This window comes from Metamycoplasma equirhinis (assembly GCF_006385185.1).
GTDB classification, from domain to species: domain Bacteria; phylum Bacillota_I; class Bacilli_A; order Mycoplasmatales; family Metamycoplasmataceae; genus Metamycoplasma; species Metamycoplasma equirhinis.
Window position 1 is genome coordinate 55,143 of the sequence record NZ_VFIX01000004.1, and the last position, 23,141, is coordinate 78,283.

Annotated in this window: 23 protein-coding genes and 1 pseudogene; 4 read left to right on the forward strand and 20 right to left on the reverse strand. The window is 27.9% G+C overall.

The genetic code is table 4. The features are described 5' to 3' along the window. Both FJM08_RS01760 and FJM08_RS01765 read left to right on the forward strand, forming a co-directional pair. A complete protein-coding gene (locus tag FJM08_RS01760) occupies positions 1 to 1,773 on the forward strand; it encodes an MSC_0619 family F1-like ATPase alpha subunit (RefSeq protein WP_140031497.1) in 1,773 nt (590 codons plus the stop codon). Then, positions 1,773 to 3,149 (forward strand): MSC_0618 family F1-like ATPase beta subunit, encoded by a 1,377-nt coding sequence (locus FJM08_RS01765; RefSeq protein WP_140031498.1) that lies wholly within the window; start codon positions 1,773 to 1,775, stop codon positions 3,147 to 3,149. The genes FJM08_RS01760 and FJM08_RS01765 overlap by 1 nt, the downstream gene beginning before the upstream one ends. Positions 3,150 to 3,238: 89 nt before the next feature. Here the strand turns inward: FJM08_RS01765 and rplT are convergent, their stop codons facing one another. From rplT to FJM08_RS07830, 14 genes are all read right to left on the reverse strand, one after another. After that, positions 3,239 to 3,601: a 50S ribosomal protein L20 gene (gene rplT, locus FJM08_RS01770; protein WP_140031499.1), complete on the reverse strand. Its 363-nt coding sequence runs from the start codon at positions 3,599 to 3,601 to the stop codon at positions 3,239 to 3,241. 19 nt (positions 3,602 to 3,620) lie between these two features. Further along, on the reverse strand, positions 3,621 to 3,809 hold the full coding sequence (rpmI, locus tag FJM08_RS01775) for a 50S ribosomal protein L35 (RefSeq protein ID WP_140031500.1): 189 nt from the start codon (positions 3,807 to 3,809) through the stop codon (positions 3,621 to 3,623). A gap of 3 nt (positions 3,810 to 3,812) precedes the next feature. Beyond that, on the reverse strand, positions 3,813 to 4,574 hold the full coding sequence (gene infC / locus FJM08_RS01780) for a translation initiation factor IF-3 (protein ID WP_241863921.1): 762 nt from the start codon (positions 4,572 to 4,574) through the stop codon (positions 3,813 to 3,815). Between the two features lie 106 nt (positions 4,575 to 4,680). Then, positions 4,681 to 5,757, reverse strand: a complete 1,077-nt coding sequence (locus FJM08_RS07815; RefSeq protein ID WP_140031501.1) for a nicotinate-nucleotide adenylyltransferase — start codon at positions 5,755 to 5,757, stop codon at positions 4,681 to 4,683. After that, positions 5,748 to 7,010, reverse strand: a complete 1,263-nt coding sequence (locus FJM08_RS01790) for a Y-family DNA polymerase (RefSeq protein WP_140031502.1) — start codon at positions 7,008 to 7,010, stop codon at positions 5,748 to 5,750. The genes FJM08_RS07815 and FJM08_RS01790 overlap by 10 nt, the downstream gene beginning before the upstream one ends. Then, a complete protein-coding gene (locus tag FJM08_RS01795; protein WP_140031503.1) occupies positions 7,010 to 7,438 on the reverse strand; it encodes an iron-sulfur cluster assembly scaffold protein in 429 nt (142 codons plus the stop codon). The genes FJM08_RS01790 and FJM08_RS01795 overlap by 1 nt, the downstream gene beginning before the upstream one ends. Then, entirely contained in the window at positions 7,425 to 8,600 is a 1,176-nt protein-coding gene (locus tag FJM08_RS01800; RefSeq protein ID WP_140031504.1) for an aminotransferase class V-fold PLP-dependent enzyme, read from the reverse strand. The genes FJM08_RS01795 and FJM08_RS01800 overlap by 14 nt, the downstream gene beginning before the upstream one ends. A gap of 1 nt (position 8,601) precedes the next feature. Next, complete coding sequence (locus FJM08_RS01805; protein ID WP_140031505.1) at positions 8,602 to 9,336, reverse strand: TlyA family RNA methyltransferase; 735 nt, start codon at positions 9,334 to 9,336, stop codon at positions 8,602 to 8,604. Then, positions 9,336 to 9,770, reverse strand: coding sequence for a transcription antitermination factor NusB (locus FJM08_RS07820; protein ID WP_140031506.1), 435 nt, complete (start codon positions 9,768 to 9,770; stop codon positions 9,336 to 9,338). The genes FJM08_RS01805 and FJM08_RS07820 overlap by 1 nt, the downstream gene beginning before the upstream one ends. After that, entirely contained in the window at positions 9,770 to 10,576 is an 807-nt protein-coding gene (locus FJM08_RS01815) for a TIGR00282 family metallophosphoesterase (RefSeq protein WP_140031507.1), read from the reverse strand. The genes FJM08_RS07820 and FJM08_RS01815 overlap by 1 nt, the downstream gene beginning before the upstream one ends. 56 nt (positions 10,577 to 10,632) lie before the next feature. After that, a complete protein-coding gene (recA, locus tag FJM08_RS01820) occupies positions 10,633 to 11,628 on the reverse strand; it encodes a recombinase RecA (RefSeq protein ID WP_211331337.1) in 996 nt (331 codons plus the stop codon). Between the two features lie 130 nt (positions 11,629 to 11,758). Further along, the gene (locus FJM08_RS07825; RefSeq protein WP_140031509.1) at positions 11,759 to 13,930 is read right to left on the reverse strand and encodes a phenylalanine--tRNA ligase subunit beta; all 2,172 of its coding nucleotides are present in this window, start codon (positions 13,928 to 13,930) and stop codon (positions 11,759 to 11,761) included. A gap of 14 nt (positions 13,931 to 13,944) precedes the next feature. Continuing rightward, on the reverse strand, positions 13,945 to 14,889 hold the full coding sequence (gene pheS, locus FJM08_RS01830) for a phenylalanine--tRNA ligase subunit alpha (protein ID WP_140031510.1): 945 nt from the start codon (positions 14,887 to 14,889) through the stop codon (positions 13,945 to 13,947). A gap of 1 nt (position 14,890) precedes the next feature. Continuing rightward, positions 14,891 to 16,102 (reverse strand): replication-associated recombination protein A, encoded by a 1,212-nt coding sequence (locus FJM08_RS07830; RefSeq protein WP_140031511.1) that lies wholly within the window; start codon positions 16,100 to 16,102, stop codon positions 14,891 to 14,893. Positions 16,103 to 16,331: 229 nt separating this feature from the next. Between FJM08_RS07830 and FJM08_RS07835 the strand changes: the two genes are divergently transcribed. Continuing rightward, the gene (locus FJM08_RS07835; protein ID WP_140031512.1) at positions 16,332 to 16,547 is read left to right on the forward strand and encodes a hypothetical protein; all 216 of its coding nucleotides are present in this window, start codon (positions 16,332 to 16,334) and stop codon (positions 16,545 to 16,547) included. Between the two features lie 125 nt (positions 16,548 to 16,672). Here FJM08_RS07835 and rpsR read toward each other — a convergent pair whose 3' ends face one another. The 4 genes and pseudogenes from rpsR to FJM08_RS07840 all read right to left on the reverse strand — a co-directional run bounded on the left by rpsR (position 16,673) and on the right by FJM08_RS07840 (position 19,378). Then, positions 16,673 to 16,996 (reverse strand): 30S ribosomal protein S18, encoded by a 324-nt coding sequence (rpsR, locus tag FJM08_RS01845; RefSeq protein ID WP_140031513.1) that lies wholly within the window; start codon positions 16,994 to 16,996, stop codon positions 16,673 to 16,675. A 16-nt stretch (positions 16,997 to 17,012) separates the two neighbouring features. Further along, on the reverse strand, positions 17,013 to 17,462 hold the full coding sequence (locus tag FJM08_RS01850; protein ID WP_140031514.1) for a single-stranded DNA-binding protein: 450 nt from the start codon (positions 17,460 to 17,462) through the stop codon (positions 17,013 to 17,015). Between the two features lie 23 nt (positions 17,463 to 17,485). Then, positions 17,486 to 17,890, reverse strand: a complete 405-nt coding sequence (gene rpsF / locus FJM08_RS01855; RefSeq protein WP_140031515.1) for a 30S ribosomal protein S6 — start codon at positions 17,888 to 17,890, stop codon at positions 17,486 to 17,488. Positions 17,891 to 18,086: 196 nt separating this feature from the next. Further along, positions 18,087 to 19,378 (reverse strand): annotated as a pseudogene (locus FJM08_RS07840) (hemolysin family protein). A gap of 251 nt (positions 19,379 to 19,629) precedes the next feature. Here FJM08_RS07840 and def point away from each other — a divergent pair. Further along, positions 19,630 to 20,187 (forward strand): peptide deformylase, encoded by a 558-nt coding sequence (def, locus tag FJM08_RS01865; protein ID WP_140031516.1) that lies wholly within the window; start codon positions 19,630 to 19,632, stop codon positions 20,185 to 20,187. A 36-nt stretch (positions 20,188 to 20,223) separates the two neighbouring features. On the opposite strand, the gene FJM08_RS01870 is transcribed toward def, so the two are convergent. After that, positions 20,224 to 21,609 carry an MSC_0618 family F1-like ATPase beta subunit gene (locus FJM08_RS01870; protein ID WP_140031517.1) on the reverse strand — a complete coding sequence of 462 codons (1,386 nt, stop codon included), beginning with the start codon at positions 21,607 to 21,609 and terminating at the stop codon, positions 20,224 to 20,226. Further along, positions 21,609 to 23,141, reverse strand: a complete 1,533-nt coding sequence (locus FJM08_RS01875; RefSeq protein WP_140031518.1) for an MSC_0619 family F1-like ATPase alpha subunit — start codon at positions 23,139 to 23,141, stop codon at positions 21,609 to 21,611. The genes FJM08_RS01870 and FJM08_RS01875 overlap by 1 nt, the downstream gene beginning before the upstream one ends.

A 23,141-nucleotide genomic window follows, 5' to 3' on the forward strand; every position in this document is an offset into this window, starting at 1 on the left:
ATGGCCAAAGAAAAGAAACTAATTACTGAAGAGACCGTTACTACAACACGAACATATGTTGCCGCTGACGATGAATCTGTTAAAAAACCTAAAACTAAAACAACAAAAACTACTAAAACAATAAAAAAAGAAACATCCCCCAAGGCAAAAAAGGAAACTTCATCTAAGACAACTAAAAAAGAAAGTAGTGCTAAAGTAACTACTAAAAAAGAAACAAAAAAAGTTACTACTATTAAATTGCCTAAAGGTACAAAAAACCCAAAAATTGCAGCAATATTTGATTATATTGTTGAAGTAACCGGAAATTTCCCATATGAACAAAAGCAAATGTTTGTTGCAACCAAAAATAAAAATATTAAATTTATTTTAGTAAGCGCAACAAAAACCAATGCCTATTTATTATCAAATAACACAAATAAACAACTAGAAATTGATGACGAAATTGAAATCATCAAAACTAAAACAGAAGTTCAAACATCGCCAGAACATTTTGGAAGAATTATTGATATTGATGGAAATGTTGTTTTACCACAAAAAAGAACCGTGGAATTTACAAAAGAATTATCTTCAAGTTCAACATTCAAATTAGCACATGATTTGATGTCAGTTAAAACATTAAACGAACAATTATATACTGGTATTACAATTGTTGACTTATTAATTCCAATTGGCAAGGGGCAACGTGAATTAATAATTGGTGATAGACAAACTGGTAAAACGCACATTGCAATTAACACAATCATAAATGCATCAAAAAATGGTGTAAAAAGCGTATATGTTGCAATTGGCCAAAAACGTGAAGCTATTTCTAAGATATATAAAACCTTGCAAGAGCATGATGCACTTAAAAACACAATTATTCTATATGCCCCTGCTACAAGTGCATACGAACAATATTTAGCACCTTATGTAGGTATGGCGCATGCTGAAAATATTGCTAAAACAAATGACGTCGTAATTATTTTTGACGACTTAACAAAACACGCAAACATTTTCCGTGAAATTGCCTTATTAACAAACAAACCCGTTGGTAAAGAAGCTATGCCTGGAGATATGTTCTTTGCTCACTCTTCATTGCTTGAACGTGCTGGTTCATTTAAAAATCAAAAAACTATTACCGCGTTACCAATTGTACAAACAATTGATGGTGATATAACTTCACTTATCTCATCAAACGTAATTTCAATTACTGATGGACAAATTGTAACAAGTTCTGATTTATTTTCAGCCGGTAAATTACCAGCAATTGACATTGATTTATCAGTTTCCAGAACAGGTTCAAGTGTTCAAAGTACAACTATTACTAAAGTTGCTGCTGAAATCGGTAAAATCTATCGTAAATACAAACGTCATTTAAAATTAGCAATGCTGGATTATGACTTCAACGATGAAACAACTCAATTATTATACAAAGGTAAAATGATTGATAAAATGTTCATGCAAAGAAACTTTTCACTATACTCACAACGTTTTGTTTTATTAATGTCAAAATTAATTTCATGAAGTATTTTAAGAGGAATTAAAAACGAACAAAAAGCACTTGAATTCCTAAACATCTTAATTGATACAAACGAAGAAGCAAAATTGGCATTTGAAACAATTCAAAATTCATATGACTATGATGACAACATTATGAAAGGTTACTTTGCTTACGCTTTAAAACAATATTCAAATTATATGAAACTAAATTGAGAAATTGAATGTGAACACAAATACGTTAACTTTGAAGATGAATATTTAGAAAAAATTGCACAAATGTTAGGAGATAAATAATGACCGGAACAATAACAAAATTTTTCTCAGATATTGTTGAAATCGAATTTAAGAAAAATCATTTGCCTTTAATTAATCAATTACTAACTGCGCATAATGGAAAAACCTTTTTACTGGTAAAAAGAATAATTAATGAAACAACCATTAGAGCAATCATCATTTATTCATTTGCAGAACTTAATATTAACGATGAAATCACTAATACAGGCACAAGCTTTATGGTTCCTGTTGGTCAAAATTCAAAAAATAATATTTATAACTTTTGAGGAAATCCTCTGCTTTCACAAAATGGCAATATTAAACGTGTGGAAATGAATTCTACAATTAATAATGATGAATTTTTAGACACAAATCTAGAAATTGTTGAAACAGGTATCAAAGCAATTGACTTCTTTATGCCAATTATTAAAGGATACAAATTAGGAATATTTGGTGGCGCCGGTGTTGGTAAAACTGTTTTAATGAAGGAATTGATTTTTAACGTTAATCGTAAAAACCAAAAAACATCAAATATTTTTATCGGATCTGGTGAAAGATCACGTGAAGCTATTGAATTGTATGAAGAATTAGAAAATTCTGATTTGATGAAAAACTCAGTTATGTACATTTCAAAAATGAATGAATCACCCGGAGCCAGAATGTCAATAGTTCCAATCGGAATTACTGCTGCTGAATACTTGCGTGACCATGATAAAGAAAATGTTTTATTATTTATTGATAACATTTACCGTTTTGTTCAAGCTGAAAACGAGGTTAGTGCTTCGCTTGGTAAAAAACCGTCAGTTGGTGGATATCAATCTACACTTGAAAGTGATGTTGCTAACGTTGAAGATAGACTATTTAAAAATGAAAATGGTTCAATTACTTCCTTCCAAACAATCTTTTTACCAATGGACGATTTAAGTGATCCATCAGCAGTTGCTGTCTTTAACCACTTAGATGGTAATTTAGTTCTTTCTCGTGCGCAAACTGCTAAAAATATTTTTCCAGCTTTCGATCCGCTAGCAAGTTCATCTAACTCGGTTGACGAAAAAATATTAGGAAGAAAACATTTTGATGCAATAATTGAAGCAAAGAAAGTTCTTAAAGCATATAAAGACCTAGAAGACGTTATTTTGATTCTAGGATTTGATGAATTAGATGATGAAAGCAAAATTGTTGTTAAAAAAGCTTTGCAACTTGAAAACTTCTTTACGCAAAACTTCTTTATGACTGAACAATTTACTAAAAACCCTGGTGTATATGTTCCTATTGAAGAAACAGTCGATAGTGTTATTAGAATTTTGGAAGGTAAATATATTAAACAAAGTCCTGAAATATTTGCTTATGTAGGATCAAATTTAAACATTCCTACCGACGAAGAATTAGGATTATAATATCATCAAATTTATAGACCGCTTTGGTCTATATTTTTTTTAAAAAAAATAAAAACTGCCATAGTGGCAGTAGTTTTGGTTGTTTAAAATTATTGTTTGTTCGATAATGCTTTTTTTGCTGTTTCAACTATTTGAGAAAATGATGTTGGATAGTTGATAGCTAATTCTGAAAGCATTTTTCTATTAACTTGAATATTTGCTTCTTTTAGACCTTCAATCAATCTTGAGTAGGTGATTCCCATTGGTCTAGCAGCTGCGTTTATACGTGCTATTCATAATTTTCTAAATTCACGTTTAACTTGTTTTCTATCCCTAAAAGCATAGGTTCATGATTTTACAACAGCTTGTTTGGCAACTTTGTAACCAACTGATTTATGTCCTCAGTATCCTTTTGCCAATTTAATTCATTTTGAACGTCTTCTTCTTGTAACTATTCCGCCTCTTGTACGCATAATATTATTTCCTTCCTAATTAAATTAATTCTTTATATCTTTTAAAATCTGAAGCTGATAATGTAGATGCTTTACGAGCGTGACGTTTTTGTTTTGTTGTTTTGTTTTGAGCTAAATGTGATCTGAATGCATTTCCACGTTTAACTTTACCAGATGCAGTTATTTTAATTCTTTTCTTTAAACCGCTTTTGGTTTTCATTTTTGGCATATTTTATTCTCCTTGTTCTTCTGAAGGTTCGTTATTTAGTTTATTAGATATAGCATCAACTTTACGTTTATCTTTTTCGATATAGATATCCAAAAACTTTTCATTAACCAATGTAGCTTCTTTTGAAATTTTTGCAATATCTTCTACTAATGCATAAAATTTAGTCAAAATTTCTTCGCCAAGTTCAGTTCTAGCTCTTTCACGGCCTCTAAATTTAACTGATACTTTTACTCTGTTACCTTCTAAAATAAATTCACGAGCTTTTTTGGCTTTTGTATTTAAATCATGATCGCCAATTAAAGGTGTTAATCTTATTTCTCGATTTATTGTAACTGATTGTTTTTCTTTAGCGGCTTTTTGTTTTTTCTTTTTGTCATATTTAAACTTACCATAGTCTAAAATCTTTGCAATCGGCTTATTATTTTTAATATCAATTAAAACTAAGTCCATATTTTCTTCTCTTGCTTTTTCAATAGCTACTTTTTTGGTTACTACACCAATTTTTTCACCGTTATTATCAAGTAAAAAAACTTTATCGTATGGTATTGCATTATTTATGACATGTTCTGATTTTGGTTTTTTATTTTGAAAGCTTGCAAAATTTTCAGTGTTGTTGTTATTGTTAATAATAACTTCCTCCTTAAATAAATAAAAAAAGTGGTTAAATATCCACTTCCCAAAAACTACAAATATCTTTTTATTGTAGCAACCCAGCAAAAAATCACTTAGGTGAGAAATGAATCTTCTTGTGCTTAATAAAAGCATTAGTATTATACATCATTTTTTAAAGAGAAAACAAATAAGTATTTATTTGTCGTTCGTATTATTTTCAATAGACATCTAGTGTAGGCAAAAAACTTGCTTATAAAATTTATAGCCACTTTTTATAAATTTTCTTTTGCTGATCCGATAACGTTATACCTTTTTGATTATTAAATTCTATACCACATTTAGTGATAGCTTCTTTTAACCCTTCGTTTAGATTTATCAAAGCTAATTTGCGCGATTTTTGAACACCTTTTCATTTTCTTCCTTCACAAAGTTTATCTGAAACGTATAGAATTTTATCAAGAACACTCAATTCAAAGTCCAAGGTTGTATGAATTTTAATCGCATGCAATATTTCTTCATCTTCAAACATATAATTGTTTTTTAATCAATAATATGCTGTATTTTGATGTAATTTGTGAGGTTCTAAATTGTTTTTGTTAAATCCAAATTTTTTTAAAAATGAATAACTTTTTTCTTGACTTCATTCCTTAGTAATATCATGCATAAATCCTGCTTGATATGCTGCCTTAACAGAAAAATTATTATTTTTGGCCAACGCGGCCGCAAATTCTGCGGTAAAACGTAAATGTTTGTATCTTTCTGGGGATAATCAATTTTTTGCAATATCTGAAAAATATAAAAAGTTTTTAGCTATGTACTTTTGTACTTCTGGTTCAACTTGATTTAAATTTCCTAATCGGTATTTAGTTGAAGAAAAATCATGAAATTCATTATTAAGTAAAATACAATTGTATCTTTTAATATTTATTTTTGAAAATTTGTTGTTTCGATTAAAAATACAAATTTTGGCTAGTTTAGATATTAAATCAATATCTTTTCATTTATTCAATTTGTTTACATTATCCGAACCGACCAACAAATATAACTCATCTTCTGGAAATTTATTTTTAAAAAATTGAATGGTATTAATTGTATAAGAAGTTCCTTTTTGATTAGTTTCAAATTCCGATAAGCTCATTTTATTTTTCAAAACTAATTTAATCATTTCAATACGATGTTTATTATCAACATAATCAGATTTCTTTTTAAACGGATTACAATTGGTTGGAACAAAAATAATCTGATCTAAATTTAATAATTGCAAGGCATCGCTAGCAATTAAAATATGACCTTTATGAATTGGATTAAAACTTCCTCCGAATATACCTATTTTCATTTTTCCTCCAATTCAATTTCATTTTTAGTTTTAGTTTTAGTAATATTTTTTCTTAAAAATTTAATATTATTAATATCTTTACCGTTTTCAACTAAAAGTTGTTTTACGGTTTTTAGTTGCGGTATATCATATTGAAAATTAATGCTATTAATTATCTTATTTATTTTACTTTCATTATTATATTCTGTAAATAAATCATATTGTTCAACTTCAAATAATGATCTTAAATTTGACAAATGTATACCTAACCCTCTAATCATTTCACCGTTTCAAAATTCATCAAATAGTGAATATGCTACTTCATATAAATCATGAATATTAGCCACATAATATGATAATTTTTTCTGCTTTGTTTTTCAAATCTTATCAACATTCCTAATCGAAATTGAAACAAGCGAACCAGTAACACATTGATCTTTCGCCCTACGAAAAACATTTTCAGCCAATTTAAATATTTCAGAATGTAAAAAATCTGGATCATTTGAATCATTTATAGTAAATGTTATTGAATTGCTTATTCCCTTGGCATTTTCAACTAATTCATGTTCAAAAGTTTCATTTTCGCCCTTTAAGGTTTTAATAAAAATGAAATAATTTTTTCCAAAAATTTTATTTAAAAGCAAGATGTTTTTACAATTAATTATGTCTTCGTATGTTTTTAAATTTGCCTTTTCTAAAGATAAGGATATTTTTTTGCCAACACCAAAAATTTTTTTAACGGGAAGTGAATAAAAATTATTAATAATGTCTCCTTTTTTAGTTTCCAGTATTCCGAATGGTTTAATTTTATTTGTGCTCATTTTTGCCAAAAATTTAGTGTATGAAATTCCGATAGAACACGGTATTTTAAAATATTTTAAAATATCATCTTGAATTTTTTTGGCATATGTAATAGGAGAATCATATTTTTTTACCGCCATAGTAACATCTAAATAACATTCATCAATTGAATAAATTTCAATATGCGGTCCATAATTTTTATTAATAAATTCAAATATTTTTTTGGAGGTTAACGAATATAACTCATAATGAGGAGAAATAACAATAGTATCTGGTAATTTGTTTTTTACTTTATAAAAGGGGTCCCCTACTCTAAAGCCAAGATTTTTTATTTCATATGACATAGCTGAAATAATTGCTCTTTTGTAATTATTAGCAATTATTATTGGTTTATTGTTTAACCTAGGATTTAATGCTCTTTCACAACTAACAAAAAATGAATCCATATCGATATGAAACAAAACTTTGGCCATTATATTCCTTTTGAAATAGCTCGATATATTATTGATGCGCACTCAAGGCGATTAAAGCTATTTTTAACGTTTTTAAACACTATTAATTTATTAAGTAAATCAAAATCGTTATCATTTAAATTGTTATTATTAATCATTGCAAAATACGCGTCAATTATTTTTTTAATTTCAATGCGATCTTTATTAAGTATATTATCAAGCATTAATTCAATACTAGCGATAAAAATGGTGCAACCTTCAGCTTTATATTTTGCATCAATTAGCACATTATCATTAAATTCTAAATTTAGCTCAATTGTATCAACACAAACGTTTGAATGTTCAAAAATTGTTTTGTTATTGTGTGGCAATTCTTCAACTTTAAATTTTGGATTTAAATATGCTGAAAAAATTATTTCTCGTTTTTCATTGGGATTATAAAAAATCAAGATATTCCACCTCTACTTTCTTTAATTTTTCAATTAACATATCAACATCTTTAAAATCATTGTAAATTGACAACGATATGCGAACGTATGAAGATTCATATTTGCTTATAGATTTAAATTTGTGAGCACAAAAAATTCCAGATCTAACATAAATATTGTTATGACCTAAATATGAGGCTATGTCTTGTGCTGGTATGTTTTTAATATTAAACAACACAATTTTATCTCCTTTGTTTGAGGCAATAAAAAGATTAGGAATTTCGCTTAATTTTTCATATATATAATTTGCTAACTTATTCTCTACAGTGTTAATTTTTTTATAATCTAATAATTTTAAAAATTCTATTGCGCTTTGAAATTGAAAAATGCCAGCAAAATTTGGTGTTCCAGGTTCAAATTTTGTAATATTAGTATGCGAATTTCAATTAAAATTTTCACCAATGTTTTGAACTTGACCGCCACCGAATTTTTTTGGAGATAATTTCTCTAGTAAGTCACTTTTTATAATTAGTGCGCCCATGCCGGTTGGTCCAAAAATTTTATTCGATGAAAAAGCTATGACATCTCCGTTTTTCAATGAAACTTTTTCATGTGCAATCGCTTGAGCAGCGTCATTAATTAAAATTGCATTATATTTTTTGCACTTTGAATATATTTTATCCAAATTGTATTTAACTGAAAAATTGTTATTTGCTTGAGCTAATGCAACAATTCTTGTTTGTCTATTAATAGAAGTTAAAATATCTTCTTCTGTTTCACAATATTTAATTGATATATTTTTCTCTTTAAAGTTTTCTAAATACGGAACAATATTAGAACTATGATTAAAGTAAGTCAATATTATTTCGCCGTCATCAATAATATCAGATAACATAGATGCAATCAAATTCAAACTTTCAGTGGTTCCAGAAGTAAAAATTAATTCTGAACCTTTTGCATCGACAAAATTAGCGATACTTTCGCGCGCAATTGCCAATTTTTGCGATATTTTAATTCCTAATTCCGAATCTGCTGTGCGCGTTGAAATTGAATATTTTTCGTAAAATTCTGTTCCGGAATCAATTACTGATTGAGATTTAAATGTCAAGGCAGCATTATCAAAATAAACAATATTTGGATTGTTTAAAAACATCGGAAAATATTTTTTAAATTCTGATTTCATATTACTCCTTTACAAATAAACTTATATATTCAATATTTTTTGATTTTCCTCCCAAAATTGGACTTTGATCAATATTGACTAGTTTAAAATTAAATTTTTTGGCATATAAAATTATTTTGTTAATTATAAATTCATGATGAGTTGGATTTACATATCCACCAACTTCAACATATTTACTAGAAGCTTCAAATTGTGGTTTAATAAGAGCCATTAAAAATGTTCCAGAACTAAGAATATCATTGCAAACATTAAAAACGTGCTTTAAACTAATAAATGATACATCGCACGAAACAAATTCAATAGATTCATTAAAAAACTCTTTAGTTAGTACTTTTAAATTTGTTTTTTCATGCACAGAAACTTTTTTATTTACACGAAGATTGTAATCTAATTGATTTGTTCCAGAATCAATCGCATATACTTTTTTAGCACCACTATTTAACAAAACTTGAACAAATCCTCCGGTTGAAGAACCAATATCCAAACAAACTTTATTATTTACATTAATGTTAAATTTATCAATTGCAGCTAATAATTTATATGCAGCACGTGAAACATATTTTTTTTGATTTTGATCAAGAAATTCAATTTTTATTTTTGCCTCATCAAATTTAAGAGAAGGCAAAAAAATTTTTTCGCTATTCACCAAAACTTTTCCCGATCTAATTAAGGCATCAGCTTCTTTGAGAGAAAAATTGTATTGATTTTGAAAAATTTCTAAAATTGTTTTTTTCATTATTTTTTGTTTATTACATTTTTTGAAATTAAATCCAAAACTTTATTTACAAATTTGTAATCATTATTTGGCGAAAGCAATTTACAAATATTTATCATTTCATTAATAACAATTTTGGGTTCGTTAAATAAAAGTTCATATTCGCCATAAATAATTATTGCTCTAGTTAGTGGTAAAACACGATTTCATTCTCAATCCTTGCTTATAAATTGCTTAGCAACATTTATTAAAAAATCATATTTTGATTCAATTAAATTAAGAATGTTGACTTCTCAATTTTGTAGATCATTGTCTTGAAAAATTTTTTCGCAGGAGATTTTTTCATCAAATAATTCAAATTGATAGATAAATGTAATTAATTTGATTCTATTTTGTAGTTTTTTTGACAAAAAATCAATTTTTTTAAGATTATTCTCTCCAATTCTTTCTGCCATTATTGCTCCTGAATATTTATTAATTTTATTGTTTTGTTTTTTTGATTTTTTGTTAACTTAAAAATTATTCCATTTAATTGGCATTTATTTTTTGATACTTTAAATGAAGAAAATGAACCAAATCGCATTTTTTCATAAACCTCTTTAAAATTAGAACCTATCGCGCAGTTAGTCGGACCGCACATTCCTACATCGGTAACATAATATGTACCGTTTGGTAATATTTTTGCATCATTGGTTTGGACATGTGTATGTGTTCCAAAAAATGCATCAACTTTTCCGTCAACATAAAGCCCAAACACAGATTTTTCTGATGTTGTTTCAGCATGAAAATCAATCAATGAGTAATCAACATCTAATTTTTCATAAATTTCATCAAATTTATCGAAAAAGTTATTTGCTGATGTTTCTTCTCATGGTTCTAAAAGTGGATTAAATGTTATTCCCATAAATGACATAATAGCAAGTCTATTGCCCTTAACATCAAAAATTCTAACCCCGCTACCAGGATATTTATTTTCGATATTGGCAGGCCTAATTAATTCGTTTTCATTTATAATTTCATGTATTTCTTCCTTTGCTCATACATGATTCCCTAAAGTAAATGCATTAACTCCCGCACTTATTAATCTTCTATAATCTTTTGGCACAAATCCTTTACGACCGGACACATTTTCAGCTTGTGCTATAACGAAATCAATATTATTTTCATTTATAATGTTTTGCAAATTTTGTTCAACAAATTTAACTCCCGGCGCCCCAAAAATATCGCCTAAAAATAGTATATTTAGTTCTTCTTTTTTCATAAATTAAATTATACAATATTAAAAAAAATTAAATAAAGTATCTTTATTTAACAAAACTAAGATAATTCATTTATTTTTTCTATGACAGCATCAGAAATTTTTTTAAATAACTCAATATTGGTTTCCAATAGTATTTGCAAATTAGTTTGCCCTTGAGCTATATTAATTCCTTCATAACTATACCAAGAACCCTTTTTTGAAAGAATTTCATATTCTTCAGCAAAGTTTATTATTTCACTAATTTTAGAAATGCCTTTAGAAAAAACTATTTCAATATTTGCGGATTTATATGGTGCGGATAATTTGTTTTTGACAACCTTGCATCTTACTTGGTTTCCATATATATCGCCATTATTAGCTACATTTTGAATTTTTCTTACTTCCAATCTAATTGATGAATAAAATTTTAGAGCTTTGCCTCCCGGTGTTGTTTCTGGATTGCCAAAAATAACGCCAATTTTTTCTCTAATTTGATTGATGAAAATTATTGATGTTTTATTTTTATATAGTGAACCAGTAATTTTACGCAATGCTTTTGACATTAATCTTGCTTGCGCGCCAATAACTTGGTCGCGCATTTCACCATTTAATTCGGCTTCGGGTACTAAGGCAGCAACAGAGTCAACAACTATTAAATCAATAGCTCCGGATTTTGTTAAACTATCAACAATTTCCAATGCTTGTTCCCCTGAATCTGGTTGTGATAAAATTAAATTATTAATATCAACACCTAAATTTCTTGCGTAAATAGGATCTATTGAATGTTCTGCGTCAATAAAAGCCGCAATGCCGCCTTGTTTTTGCACTTCAGCAATTGCGTGTAATGCTATAGTTGTTTTACCACTACTTTCAGGACCATAAATTTCAATTATCCTGCCTTTTGGTCAACCGCCAATCCCGAGCGCTTTATCAATAGATAAGGAGCCCGAGCTGAATGTTTCGGGTAAAATATTTGGTTTAGTTCCTAATATCATTATTGATTCTTTACCAAATTTTTTTTCAATTTCTTTTAATACTTGCTCAAGAAGTTGATTTTCGTTGTCTTTCTCAATTTTTTCTTTCATATTCCTCCTAAAACAAGTCTAATATTAGATTTACATAAATTATATATAAAGCGAAAAATTGGTGAAAATAATTAATAAAAACAAACTGAATTTCTTCAATTTGTAATTTAAATAAATGTTATTTATTAAAATCTGCATCAATTTTTTTTGTTGCTCATTCTTCCAATAATAATGAAATTGTGATATTCTTGCTACCATCTGATTTTTTATATATATCGATTATTTTAATATTAATGATGCCTTTATATAAACTTAATTTTTTAATAAACGAATCGACACTTTCCTTTTCTTTTAAATTAATCGTAATATCACGATTTTTTAAAGGTGCATGTTTGTAATCTTTAAATAAAATTGGCCTGCTTTGAATTTCATCTAAAAAAATCTCGCAAAAAATTGAGTTTGTTTCGTCAAGTGAAGGATGTAATTTAGCAATATAACCAACTAATTTTTCGTTTAAATATATTTCAGTTGCAACATTATGATTAAAAATTTCTTGATTAGAATTTCTAAATTCTAAATCTAAATTTGTTAATGAAAGAATATCTAATTTTATTTCATTGAAGGTCTTTTTATTAGAACAAATCCCTAAAACATTCATTTTATCGCATATCATGCCAATTTCAAAATATGATCCCTTATTAATACCTTGTTTAATATTATGAACCATAACATCTTTTAAACTCGAAATAAACGAATAACGAATTTGCGAATGTTCATAATTTTTAGAAGCTTCTGCAACATATTTCTTTGTAAATTTAAAGGGATTAAATATATTTGCTTTTGGGTTTATTAAAGTATATGTTCTAGTATTTAAATAATCTTTTGCAAAAAGTAATGAATTGTATTTGCTTTCTACATTATCATTGATCAATAGACGAGTTAATTTAGGGGATTTTGATGGAAAATTATCGTATCCATAAAACCTAAAAATTTCTTCAATAAAATCTTGAATGTTATTTAAATCATAGCGATAACTTGGGAAAGATACAGCCGAATAATCACTTTTGAATTTAAAGTCTAAAATTGTCAATTTTTCTAACGCTTCTAAATATTTTTTAGTTTTGATAATACTAAATCCAGCAAATTTTGTTATTGTACGTGTATCAACAAGAATACTTTTTTTGGCAATTTTGGGCTCATTAATTAGCTTAGAATATTCACTTAAGTGTTGGCATATAAATTTATATGCAAGAATTATTGAACCATTTGATATTTCACGTGAAGCACGGTTTGAATTTTGATTTTCAAATTTTATTTGTTTAATTGACTTGCGAATTTCTTTTAAATCAAAAGAAGCAAGTTCAAAAATTACACTATTATCGTTTTCTTTTGTTTCAAAATTTTTTATTGTATCAATTGCCGCTAGTGAAACCACACTGCTACCGGCTTTGATTACTAAATTATCATCAAGTAAAACATTCTGTCCAGCAGAAAGCTCATATTCACCAGATTTTTTAACAATCGAAAAATCTAAACCTTTTAGCGAATTTTTGGAATACACTTGACATGGAACGCCAGTGAATATTAAAGTTAAATTCGCAAGATCCTTAGCGTTATTATAGGTTTTAAATCCATGTTTTCATAAAAGCATTTGCTTTTGTGTAGGAATTTTTAAATTATGCACTTTGCCTTCAAATAAAGTATACACTTTTGAATTTTCATGCGATGTAACCATGATTGAAGATTTTAACGAAGCAACTGGTTTAGATAATTTTGCTACATCAGTTTTAAAATAGGCTGCCAATTCTTTTGCAAAAATTAAATAACAAGCCGCATCAGAGCGATTAGATAAAATAGTTACATCAATAATATAATCGTCAAAATCAAAGTATTGAATAGGATCTAAATTTAAATCAATTTTGCCGACTTTAAATATTCCTTCTTTTAATTCTTCAGGCAAAATATTAGGATCAAAGCCAAAATCAGAAAGGCCAATAAACATTCCCTCTGAAATTACGCCTTGCATTGTTTTGGCAGTAAAGATTTGTTTTCCCAAACGTGAGCCCGGCACAAATGACATTACATAATCATCATTTTTCATATTTGTAGCAGTAGTTTGAATTGTTGCTTTATGTCCATTAGCATATTCTAATTCGCAGACTGTAAGTCTATCAGCATTAGGATTTTTATAACATTTTAAAACATGGCAAAATTTTATACCTTCAACATCTAAAAAACGATGATATTCTTCAACTTCAAACCCAATTGAATTAATTGCATTAACAACCTCTTCAATACTTACGTTTTTTAAGTTAGCATATTTACATAATGTTTTATATGAAAATAACATTTAAAACTCCTTTACTAATTTTTAAATTGTTTTAAAAATCTTTGATCATTTGTATAAAATTCGCGAATGTCGCTAATGCCATATTTTATCATTGCGATTCGTTCAATACCAATTCCTGCTGCTATACCATTCATATCATTTGTATATCCTGCTGCTTTTAAAACATTTTCATGAATCATACCAGCGCCAAGTACTTCTATTCAACGGTTGTTAAAATAGATATCAACTTCTACGCTAGGTTCAGTAAAAGGAAAATATGACGGGCGCAGGCGAATTTCAATTTCAGTTTCTAAAACATAAGATAGCATTTCTTTTAATGTATAAATTAATGTTGCAAATGAATGATTACCAACGCTTATTAAATCTAATTGCGTAAATTGGTGAGTATGAGTTTTATCTTCTTCGTCATTTCGATAAACCTTGCCAATTGCAAATTGTGAAAATTCTTGATTACAATATTTTTCTAGCGCGCGCGCTGAAATACCTGTATTATGTGTTCTTAGTAATTCGTTAGGTGATAAATAAAGTGAATCTTGCATATCCCTTGCTGGATGTGATTTAGGAATATTTAGACGCTCAAAATTATACTCATCGTTTTCTATTTCAGAGTATTGCAATTCAAAATAACCATTAGCACTAAGCCATTGTCTAAAACGATCACTAATTATATTGATAGGATGAATGCATGCTTCATGACAAATAGGAAAAGCATAATCCTCATATTCGCTATTAACTCTTTTTTGAATTTCTAAATCATCAATCTTTGCCTTGGCTTTTTCGAAAAATAATTCAGCCTCTTGTTTTAGTTCTTGAATTTTACGGCCAATTTCTGGTTTTTGGTCATGTGGTGCTTTTTTAAGTGAAGCCATTAAATCTAGCAATTCTTGTGATTTATTAAATTGACTTTTTGCTAATTTTAAATCTTCAATTGTTTTGATATTTTCTAAATCGAAAGTCATTTTATTTTTCTCCTTTCATTTTTTGTAAAATCTGATTTATTTTTTCTTCATAACCATTTTGTTGAGGAATATAAAATTTTTCGTTTATTAATTCGTTTGGTAAATATTGTTGATTAATATAATGATTTTTATAATTATGTGGGTATTTATAGCCAACACCTCGGCCTAATTTACTAGCAGAAGAATAATGAGCATCTTTCAAGTGAAGTGGAACATCAAATATGTTACCACCGTTAATATATTCATTTACTTTTTCAATTGCTAAATACGCTGAGTTTGATTTTGGACTCAAAGCTATATTTATTATAGCGTTGGATAGAGGTAAATAACCTTCTGGCAATCCCAATCTTTCAAATGCATTAATTGCAGAAATTACTTGTGAACCTAAATTCGGATTAGCAATACCGACATCTTCATAGGTTGCACAAATCATTCTTCTAAAAAGGCCATCAAAATCGCCTGATTTAATTATTAATGCTCCTCAATATAAAGCGGCATTAACATCTGATCCTCGTAAGGATTTGTGAAATGCACTTAAAAAATCATAATGTTTATCACCATCTTTATCTGAGGTAAATTGAATAGAAGGAATTATTTTTTTAATTTCATCCAAACTCATTTCTTTATTTTGCGATAAAGTATTAACTAATTCAAGACAGTTTATTGCGCTTCGAAAATCTCCGTTAGATTGTAATGCAATAAATTTATATATTTCAAAACTTATTTTGTTAGAAAAATTATTTTTTAAACTTATTTTTTCTAAATAATTTGATAGATCATCAGGATTTGGTTTTTTTATTTCAATTATTGCGCAACGTGATCTTAAGGCTGGATTAATTTTAAAATATGGATTTTCAGTTGTAGTTGCATAAATGGTAATTAAATCATTTTCAACATATGGAAGTAAAACATCTTGCTTATCTTTATTTAAGCGATGAATTTCATCAATCACAATAATTTTATTTAATTGTAGTTTTCTTAATAAATCTTCTTTATTACCTATTGCAGCGTTAAAATAATCGAAACTAACTTTCATTTCTTTAGCCAGAATACTTGAAATAGTTGTTTTCCCACAGCCCGGCGGACCATAGAATATAAACGAACGAAAATCTTCATTTTTAATAATATTTTTAAACAAAAACATTAAATTATCATCACAAACAAATTCATCAATTTTACTTGGACGAACTAAATTAGCTAAATTAGATTTCATATTGTTAATATTATAAATTAATCCCTATTTAAATAGGGATAAAAGTAAAATTTAGCGATTTGTAAAGATTTTCTTCAATAGTATAATTCCGACTATAAAGCCTGATAAGCGAAACACAAAAATTCCTAGAGCTGAAAAAATTAGAATGTTTTTTCAATTATTTTTATAAGCGACATAAGTTATTATTGCATTTATAATAATTGCGAAAATAAGTGATATTACATAAAAAATGCTTGAGGCCAAAAGTAAAAAATTAGCGTTTTTTAATTGTATTAATTCGCTTGAAGAAAGTATTGATGTTCATTTTTTAATTATTTCTTGAGTTGAAAGCGAATGAGTAGATGCAAATTTATTAATTGAAGTGATTCATAAAGCAATTGCCACCACTAATAAAACAAAAAAGCAGAAAGTGAGAAAATTGGCAATTATTTGTAATATTGGATAGCGTTTTTTTAATATTAATTCATTTTCCATAATTATTAATTTTATATATTTTTATTGTCTAATTTCTAATATCTAAAAAAATATAAAAATAGCCGCGTATCCTGCGACTATCAATAATTAAAATTTCTAGTTTTCTTCATTAGCTTTTGGCGCTACTGAATGAACTTCTGATTTTTTAGTTTCTTCTACTTTTTTATTTTCACGTTTAACTAAACCAACATATGGTAATATACCAACAAATCTTGCACGTTTAATCGCTAGAGCAACTGCCCTTTGGTGTTTTGCACAAGTTCCCGTAATACGAGAAGAAAGAATTTTTCCTTGCATATTAACCAATTTAGATAAAATTTCTTCATTTTTATAATCAACGTAAGTAACTGGTTCTTTGCTTAAACAAAATTGACATGGGCGTTTACGAATAAAAGGTTTTTTACGAACAATTCTTGCCATAATTTACTCCTTTAATTTATCAAGTTAATTGGTCAAAAAGGTTATCATCATCTATAGTTGATTCCGATGTAACGTTTTGACTAGTATTAGAATTCATAGGAATGCTAAATTCTTTAGTATTTGAATTTTTCTTGCGAGCTTCAGCTGCTTCGCGACTTTCAAGTGTTTCAATGTGATCAACGTTAATTGAATATGAATTTGTTATTTTTCCGTCAGACGCAGTAATTTTTGAAGATTGAAAACTACCTTCAATCGACACTAAAGAACCTTTTTCTAAAAATTTATTTACAAATTCAGCGCTTTGTCTTCATGCGACACAAGGAATAAAATCTAAAACAGGTTCATTATTTGTACCGGTGTATTGTCTTCTAACTACAACAGTAAATCTTGAATATTCAACATTTGAAGCTGTTTCACCTTTATAAGGATCGCTAGCCAGCCTACCCACTATCATTACTTTATTCATTTGAACACTCCTTAATTTTTAAACTATTTTTCTTCTTTTTTAATTGATTCTTTTTCGCCTTGGTCTTTTGTTTGTTTTACAAATGGTTTTTTGCCATCTTTGTTTGCAAAAGGAAGTTTTCTTGAGCCTTTTCTTACTTTTTTAGGCTTTAGACCTTTTTCAGAATCTAAATTAATAACTAAACTTCTTAAAATTGATTTGTTAATATTTAGTTTTCTTGTTAATTCTGAAATTACTGTTGGTTCGGCCTTTGTATTAATTAAATAATAATTTGCACGTGATAATTTTTTAATAGGATATGCTATTTCAGTTCTTTCTAATTTTTCTAGTTTAGTATTTTCGTTTTTTAAAATACTAAATAAAAAAGATTTAAAATCTTCTTCAGAAGAATTAGGGTTTACTAGAATCATAATTTCATAATTTGACATTATTTCATCTCCTTCTGGACATTTGGACCTGATGAGGTCAAGGAGTCTCACCCTTGTTAAAATCTTTAACGCTAAAATTATAATATAATTTCGAATTTAATTAAGATATTAATTTAACTTATTCAGAACCCCTTATTTTAAACAGAAATTAATTAATATATTCAAAGAGTTAAAATTAAAATGCCACAAATGGGCATTAACTTCAGTTTATTTCAATATAATCGTATTTCTTTTCTTTTGATTTTTTTTCCAAAACCTTAAAATCAATTTTATCATCTAAGGTAAATTTACTATTTTTACGTAATGGATGACCAATTTGATTTTGCAGTCATTCTGATAAAGTTAGATTTTTATTAGCATCATCTAATTCATATTCTAAAAAATCATCAAGTTCCAATTGCTTTCAAAGCGTCTTCATTAAGACGGTCCCCTTAGCCTCTGAACGTTCTAAACTTATTTCATAAATTTGCTCATCATCATCAAATTCATCATATATTTCGCCGACAACTTCTTCTAATATATCTTCGATAGTGATTATTCCAATTACATTGTCGCTATTATTGTTTTCTGTTACAAAAGCCATTTGAGCTCGTGCTTTTCTAAGCTTTTCAAGCGCCACTGAAAGAATTGAATTAGCCGATATATTTGGAACTTTTTTAACATAATTCATTATATTGCCACGAGTTAAAAAGAAAACATCTTTTAGAAGCAAAATACCAATTAAGTTGCCATCTTTCTCAACTGGTATTCTAGAATAATTTGTTTCTTTAAATAAATTAAGCGCTTCACTCATTGTGGCCTTAGAAGAAATGTAATCAACATTTTTTAATTTAATATAATGTTGTGAAACTTTAGTTGAATCCAAATCTAAAACGTTTTTCGCCATTGCGGACTCATTTGTTTCTAAAACACCTTCATTTTGTGCGATACTTAATAAATTTTTCACTTCTTCTTCTGTATTTGTTATATATATTTTTTTACCAATTTTTGAAATAGGGAAAGTAATAGGAAAAAATAACCAATAAAGTGTTTCAATAAATCAATAAAATGCTTTAACTGTTCGCTCGGGGTGCAGCTTAGCAATTAATTTGGGAATAATTTCAGCAAATAAAACTATGATAGGTGTCATAACGGCTGTGGAAATAATGGTTGAAGTTCCAGGTGAGAGTAAGGAAAGTGAAAGTATATAAACCAATAAAGTTGAAGCCGCAATATTAACTAAATTATTTGCAATTAAAATTGTGCCAAGCGTTCTATTAAAAAATTTATGTTGTTTAAGAATTGTTTTAGCGCCACGCACTTTTTTTCAACAAGTGTTTCAATTTTTGCGCGAGTTAATGTTGTATATGCTGTTTCGGTAGCTGAAAATATTGCTGAACAAATTAATAGTGCCAACAATAAAATCGAATAAAGTATATACTGTCAATTTTTATTAAAAAATTGTGCTGATGAAGTTAATGAAAAATTAGTGAAGAGCGATACGTCCATTTGTTTTATTTCTCCGTTGTTTTAGTATGTGATAACTAATATAGCAATATTATATATTAAAAATCAACATTAATAAGTAATACATATTTTTAAAAATATATTAAATCTAAAAATTCTATGTATATTTGACAAATGAAAGAAAAATATACTCTGGAATAAACAAATGATATTAAAAAAATCTCAAAAGTACAAATTAATATTTTATAGTTTATATTTTTAATATAATAATTTTTAACATATATAATACATATATGTTTAAATTTGAAGATGTTAAATTGGTTCAATTACCCGAACCTGTATTAAGAGAAAAATCAAAAGATATACCCTGGCCTTTAACAAATGAAGATGATTTATTAATTCAAAAAATGATTTATCATGTCGATGACAGCCAAGAAAAACACACTAAATTTAGACCTGCTGTTGGCGTTGCAGCCGTACAATATGGAATATTAAAAAATGTCTTTTATATTATGATCAAAGACGAACGCGATAACTTTATTTTTAAAGACGCTCTTATAAATCCTGTAATGATTGGGCATTCTGATCATTTGATCGCTATTTCTGAAGGTGAAGGGTGTTTAAGTGTAAATGAAAATGATCCTAATCAAGAAGGTTACATTTACCGCTACTCAAGAGTAATTATGAAAGCTTATTCATATTATGAAAAACGAGAAAAAGTTTATGATGTCTCGGGTTATCCAGCTATTGTAATGCAGCATGAATACGATCATCTACAGGGAAAATTATTTATTGATCATATTAATCAAAAAAATCCATGAGAAACTAAAAAAAATAGTTCCACAATTTAATAAAAAAATAGGCTTATTTCAAGTCTATTTTTTTAATTATTTTACTTTAGCTTTTAAATCATCGTCGGTAGGAATATTTAAATTAGAACCTACATATGAGAAAATCTCTGGGCTTTGATTAATATATTTACCTTCTAAAATTCTAATAACACTTTCAACAGTATCATTTAAAGGCACGTATGTACCAGGTGATTTAGTAAAGTGTTCAGTCATAAAGAAGTTTTGTGTAAAGAAGTTTTCAAGTTGCAAAGCTTTTTTAACAATGATTTTATTTTCCTTATCAAGTTCGTCAAACCCTAAAATCAAAATAACATCCTCTAAATCTTTATATGCTTTAAGAATTTTTTTAGTTTCTACAATAGCATCGTAATGGCGTTTACCGATAATTTTTTCATTAACCGAGTTAGATGAACTTGCTAGTGGGTCAAAAGCAGGGAAAATATTTTTTGAAGTTTGCTCTCTTGATAAAACCAAATTACCATCTAAATGGTTAAAGACAGCAACTGCTGATGGATCACTTAAATCATCCATTGGTAAAAAGATTGTTTGAAAGGAAGTAATTGAACCATTTTCGTTTTTAAACATTCTATCTTCAATATTAGCAACATCACTTTCAAGTGTAGATTGATATCCACCAACTGATGGTTTTTTACCAAGCGAAGCACTAACTTCGTTTTCGGCTTGAACAAAACGGTAAATGTTATCAATAAATAATAAAACATCTTCTTTATCAACATCACGTAAATATTCAGCAGCTGTAAGTCCAATTGGCACAATTGAAGTTCTAGCGCCAGGAGATTCATTCATTTTTGAAATATACATCGATGAATTCTCCATCAAATTAGATGATTTTAATTCATCATATAATTCAATAGCCTCACGCGATCTTTCGCCTGAACCAATAAAAATATTTGAAGTTGATTGTTGTTTTTTATTGACATTGAAAATAATTTCTTTCATTAAAACAGTTTTACCAACACCGGCGCCACCAAATATTCCTAATTTGTATCCTTTAATAATTGGCATAAAGAAGTCAATTGCTTTGATACCTGTTTCAACAATTTCAATTTTAGAATCTAAAAATCTTGTTGAGGCTAATGTTGAATTCATTTCAACATATTTAGGTTTGATTCCGGTTTCGATTAATGGATTTCCCCAAAAGTTATAAATATTATTTTTTGATAATTGACCAACAGGAACTAAAAAACTTTTTTTAGTGTTAGTAACTTCTTCATTAATAGAAATATCTTTTGAACTATATACAATAATTGCACGAACGGTTACTTCATCAATAATTCTTTTAACTAACACAAAGGTTTTTCCGCCGTGTAGTGTTAGAAGCGTATTAATTTTTGGAAGTGAAGTTTTGCTAAATTTTATTTCAACAATATCAGATCAGATTTTTTTAACAACTCCGTTCATTATTTATCTCCTATTCTTTTTGAAATTGCTTCAAGTAGCGATTCTGGAAATGGTACAAATCCATGCTCACATTCAATTTTTCAATTTAGTTTCTTGTAATCAGAATATTGTTTTAGTGCATAAATGAAAAAGTTTTTTGAAATTTTGTCATCATATTTTTCATTATTTTTAATAGCTTCAAAAATTCTTTTTGCATCAGTATTTAATTCAATTAAAGCATCTAAAAATGCAAGAGCTTTTTTCTCATCGGCAACATTTCTAAAAATACCTCATGAGATTATTTTTGTCATAAATATTGTAAATTCGTGTGAATAAATTGAAAATCCTCTTTGTGTAAACAATTTATCAATCATTTTACCTTTGTATAACAAAATCGATGTTTCTTTATTTAATTCATAATCAAGCATTGAAAGTTTTAAATGACGCTTGTATGCTCTAAAAATCTTACCGATTTCGCCAGCAGATTTAGTTACTGCTCTAGTTTGGACACTAGAACCTGTTCTTGAAACCGATAAATCAACATTAATAGCAGGTAGTTTACCAGCTGAAAATAAATCAGAGCTTGTCACAATTTGTCCGTCGGTAATTGAAATAATATTTGATGAGATAAGTGAAGTAATATCTCCATCGATTGTTTGTAAAATTGGTAATGCTGTAATTGTTTTTTTGCCAATAAATGAACCAGCACGTTCAAGTAATGAAGAGTGAGCAAAGAACATATCTCCGGGCATGGCTTCTTTACCAACAGGTTTATCTGTTAATAAAGCAATTTCACGGAAAATGTTTGCATGTTTTGTTAAGTCGTCAAAAATAATTAAAACATCATCAGTTTCAGAAATATTTTCAGCGTGTGCCATGCCTACATAAGGTGCTAAATATTGCTCATAAACACTAGTTGCCGGGGCGTCAACAATTATAGTGTTATTTAATACATCAAATTCTTTTAATGTGTTGTATAAACTAGTAATATTTTCACGTTTTTGGCCGATTGCAACATAAACACATTTTACACCACTTTTGGCTGCATTAATAATAGCATTAATTGCAATGTGGGTTTTACCGGTTTGCCTATCACCGATTATTAATTCACGTTGACCTTTTCCGATTGGAATTAATAAGTCAATTACGGTAATTCCGGTATATAACTGTTCATTTAAGGTTTGTACTGTCATTAAATTATGTGCTAAGCCAAATGCAGGATGTTCCTTATCATCAGCAGATTTTTTAATTGATTTTGAAACTGGATAAAATGCATTACCATAAATATCAATAATTTTTCCAAAGTGTTCTTCGTTTGTAAAAATTAATTGTTGATCTTTTGCGGGAACTATTTCTTCATTTATTGCTAATTCTGATGATGTTGCACTAGCTAAAAGAAAGGCTTCATTTTCAGTAGCACTAATTAAAAAAAGTTTGACATCTTTGTTTGATTTTAATGAGTAAATTTGCTTTTGACGATAATCGTTTTTGCCTTCGACTTTAACAATATAGTCAAAAACGGATGTAATTATAGGGTTATTAGTTTTTTCCAT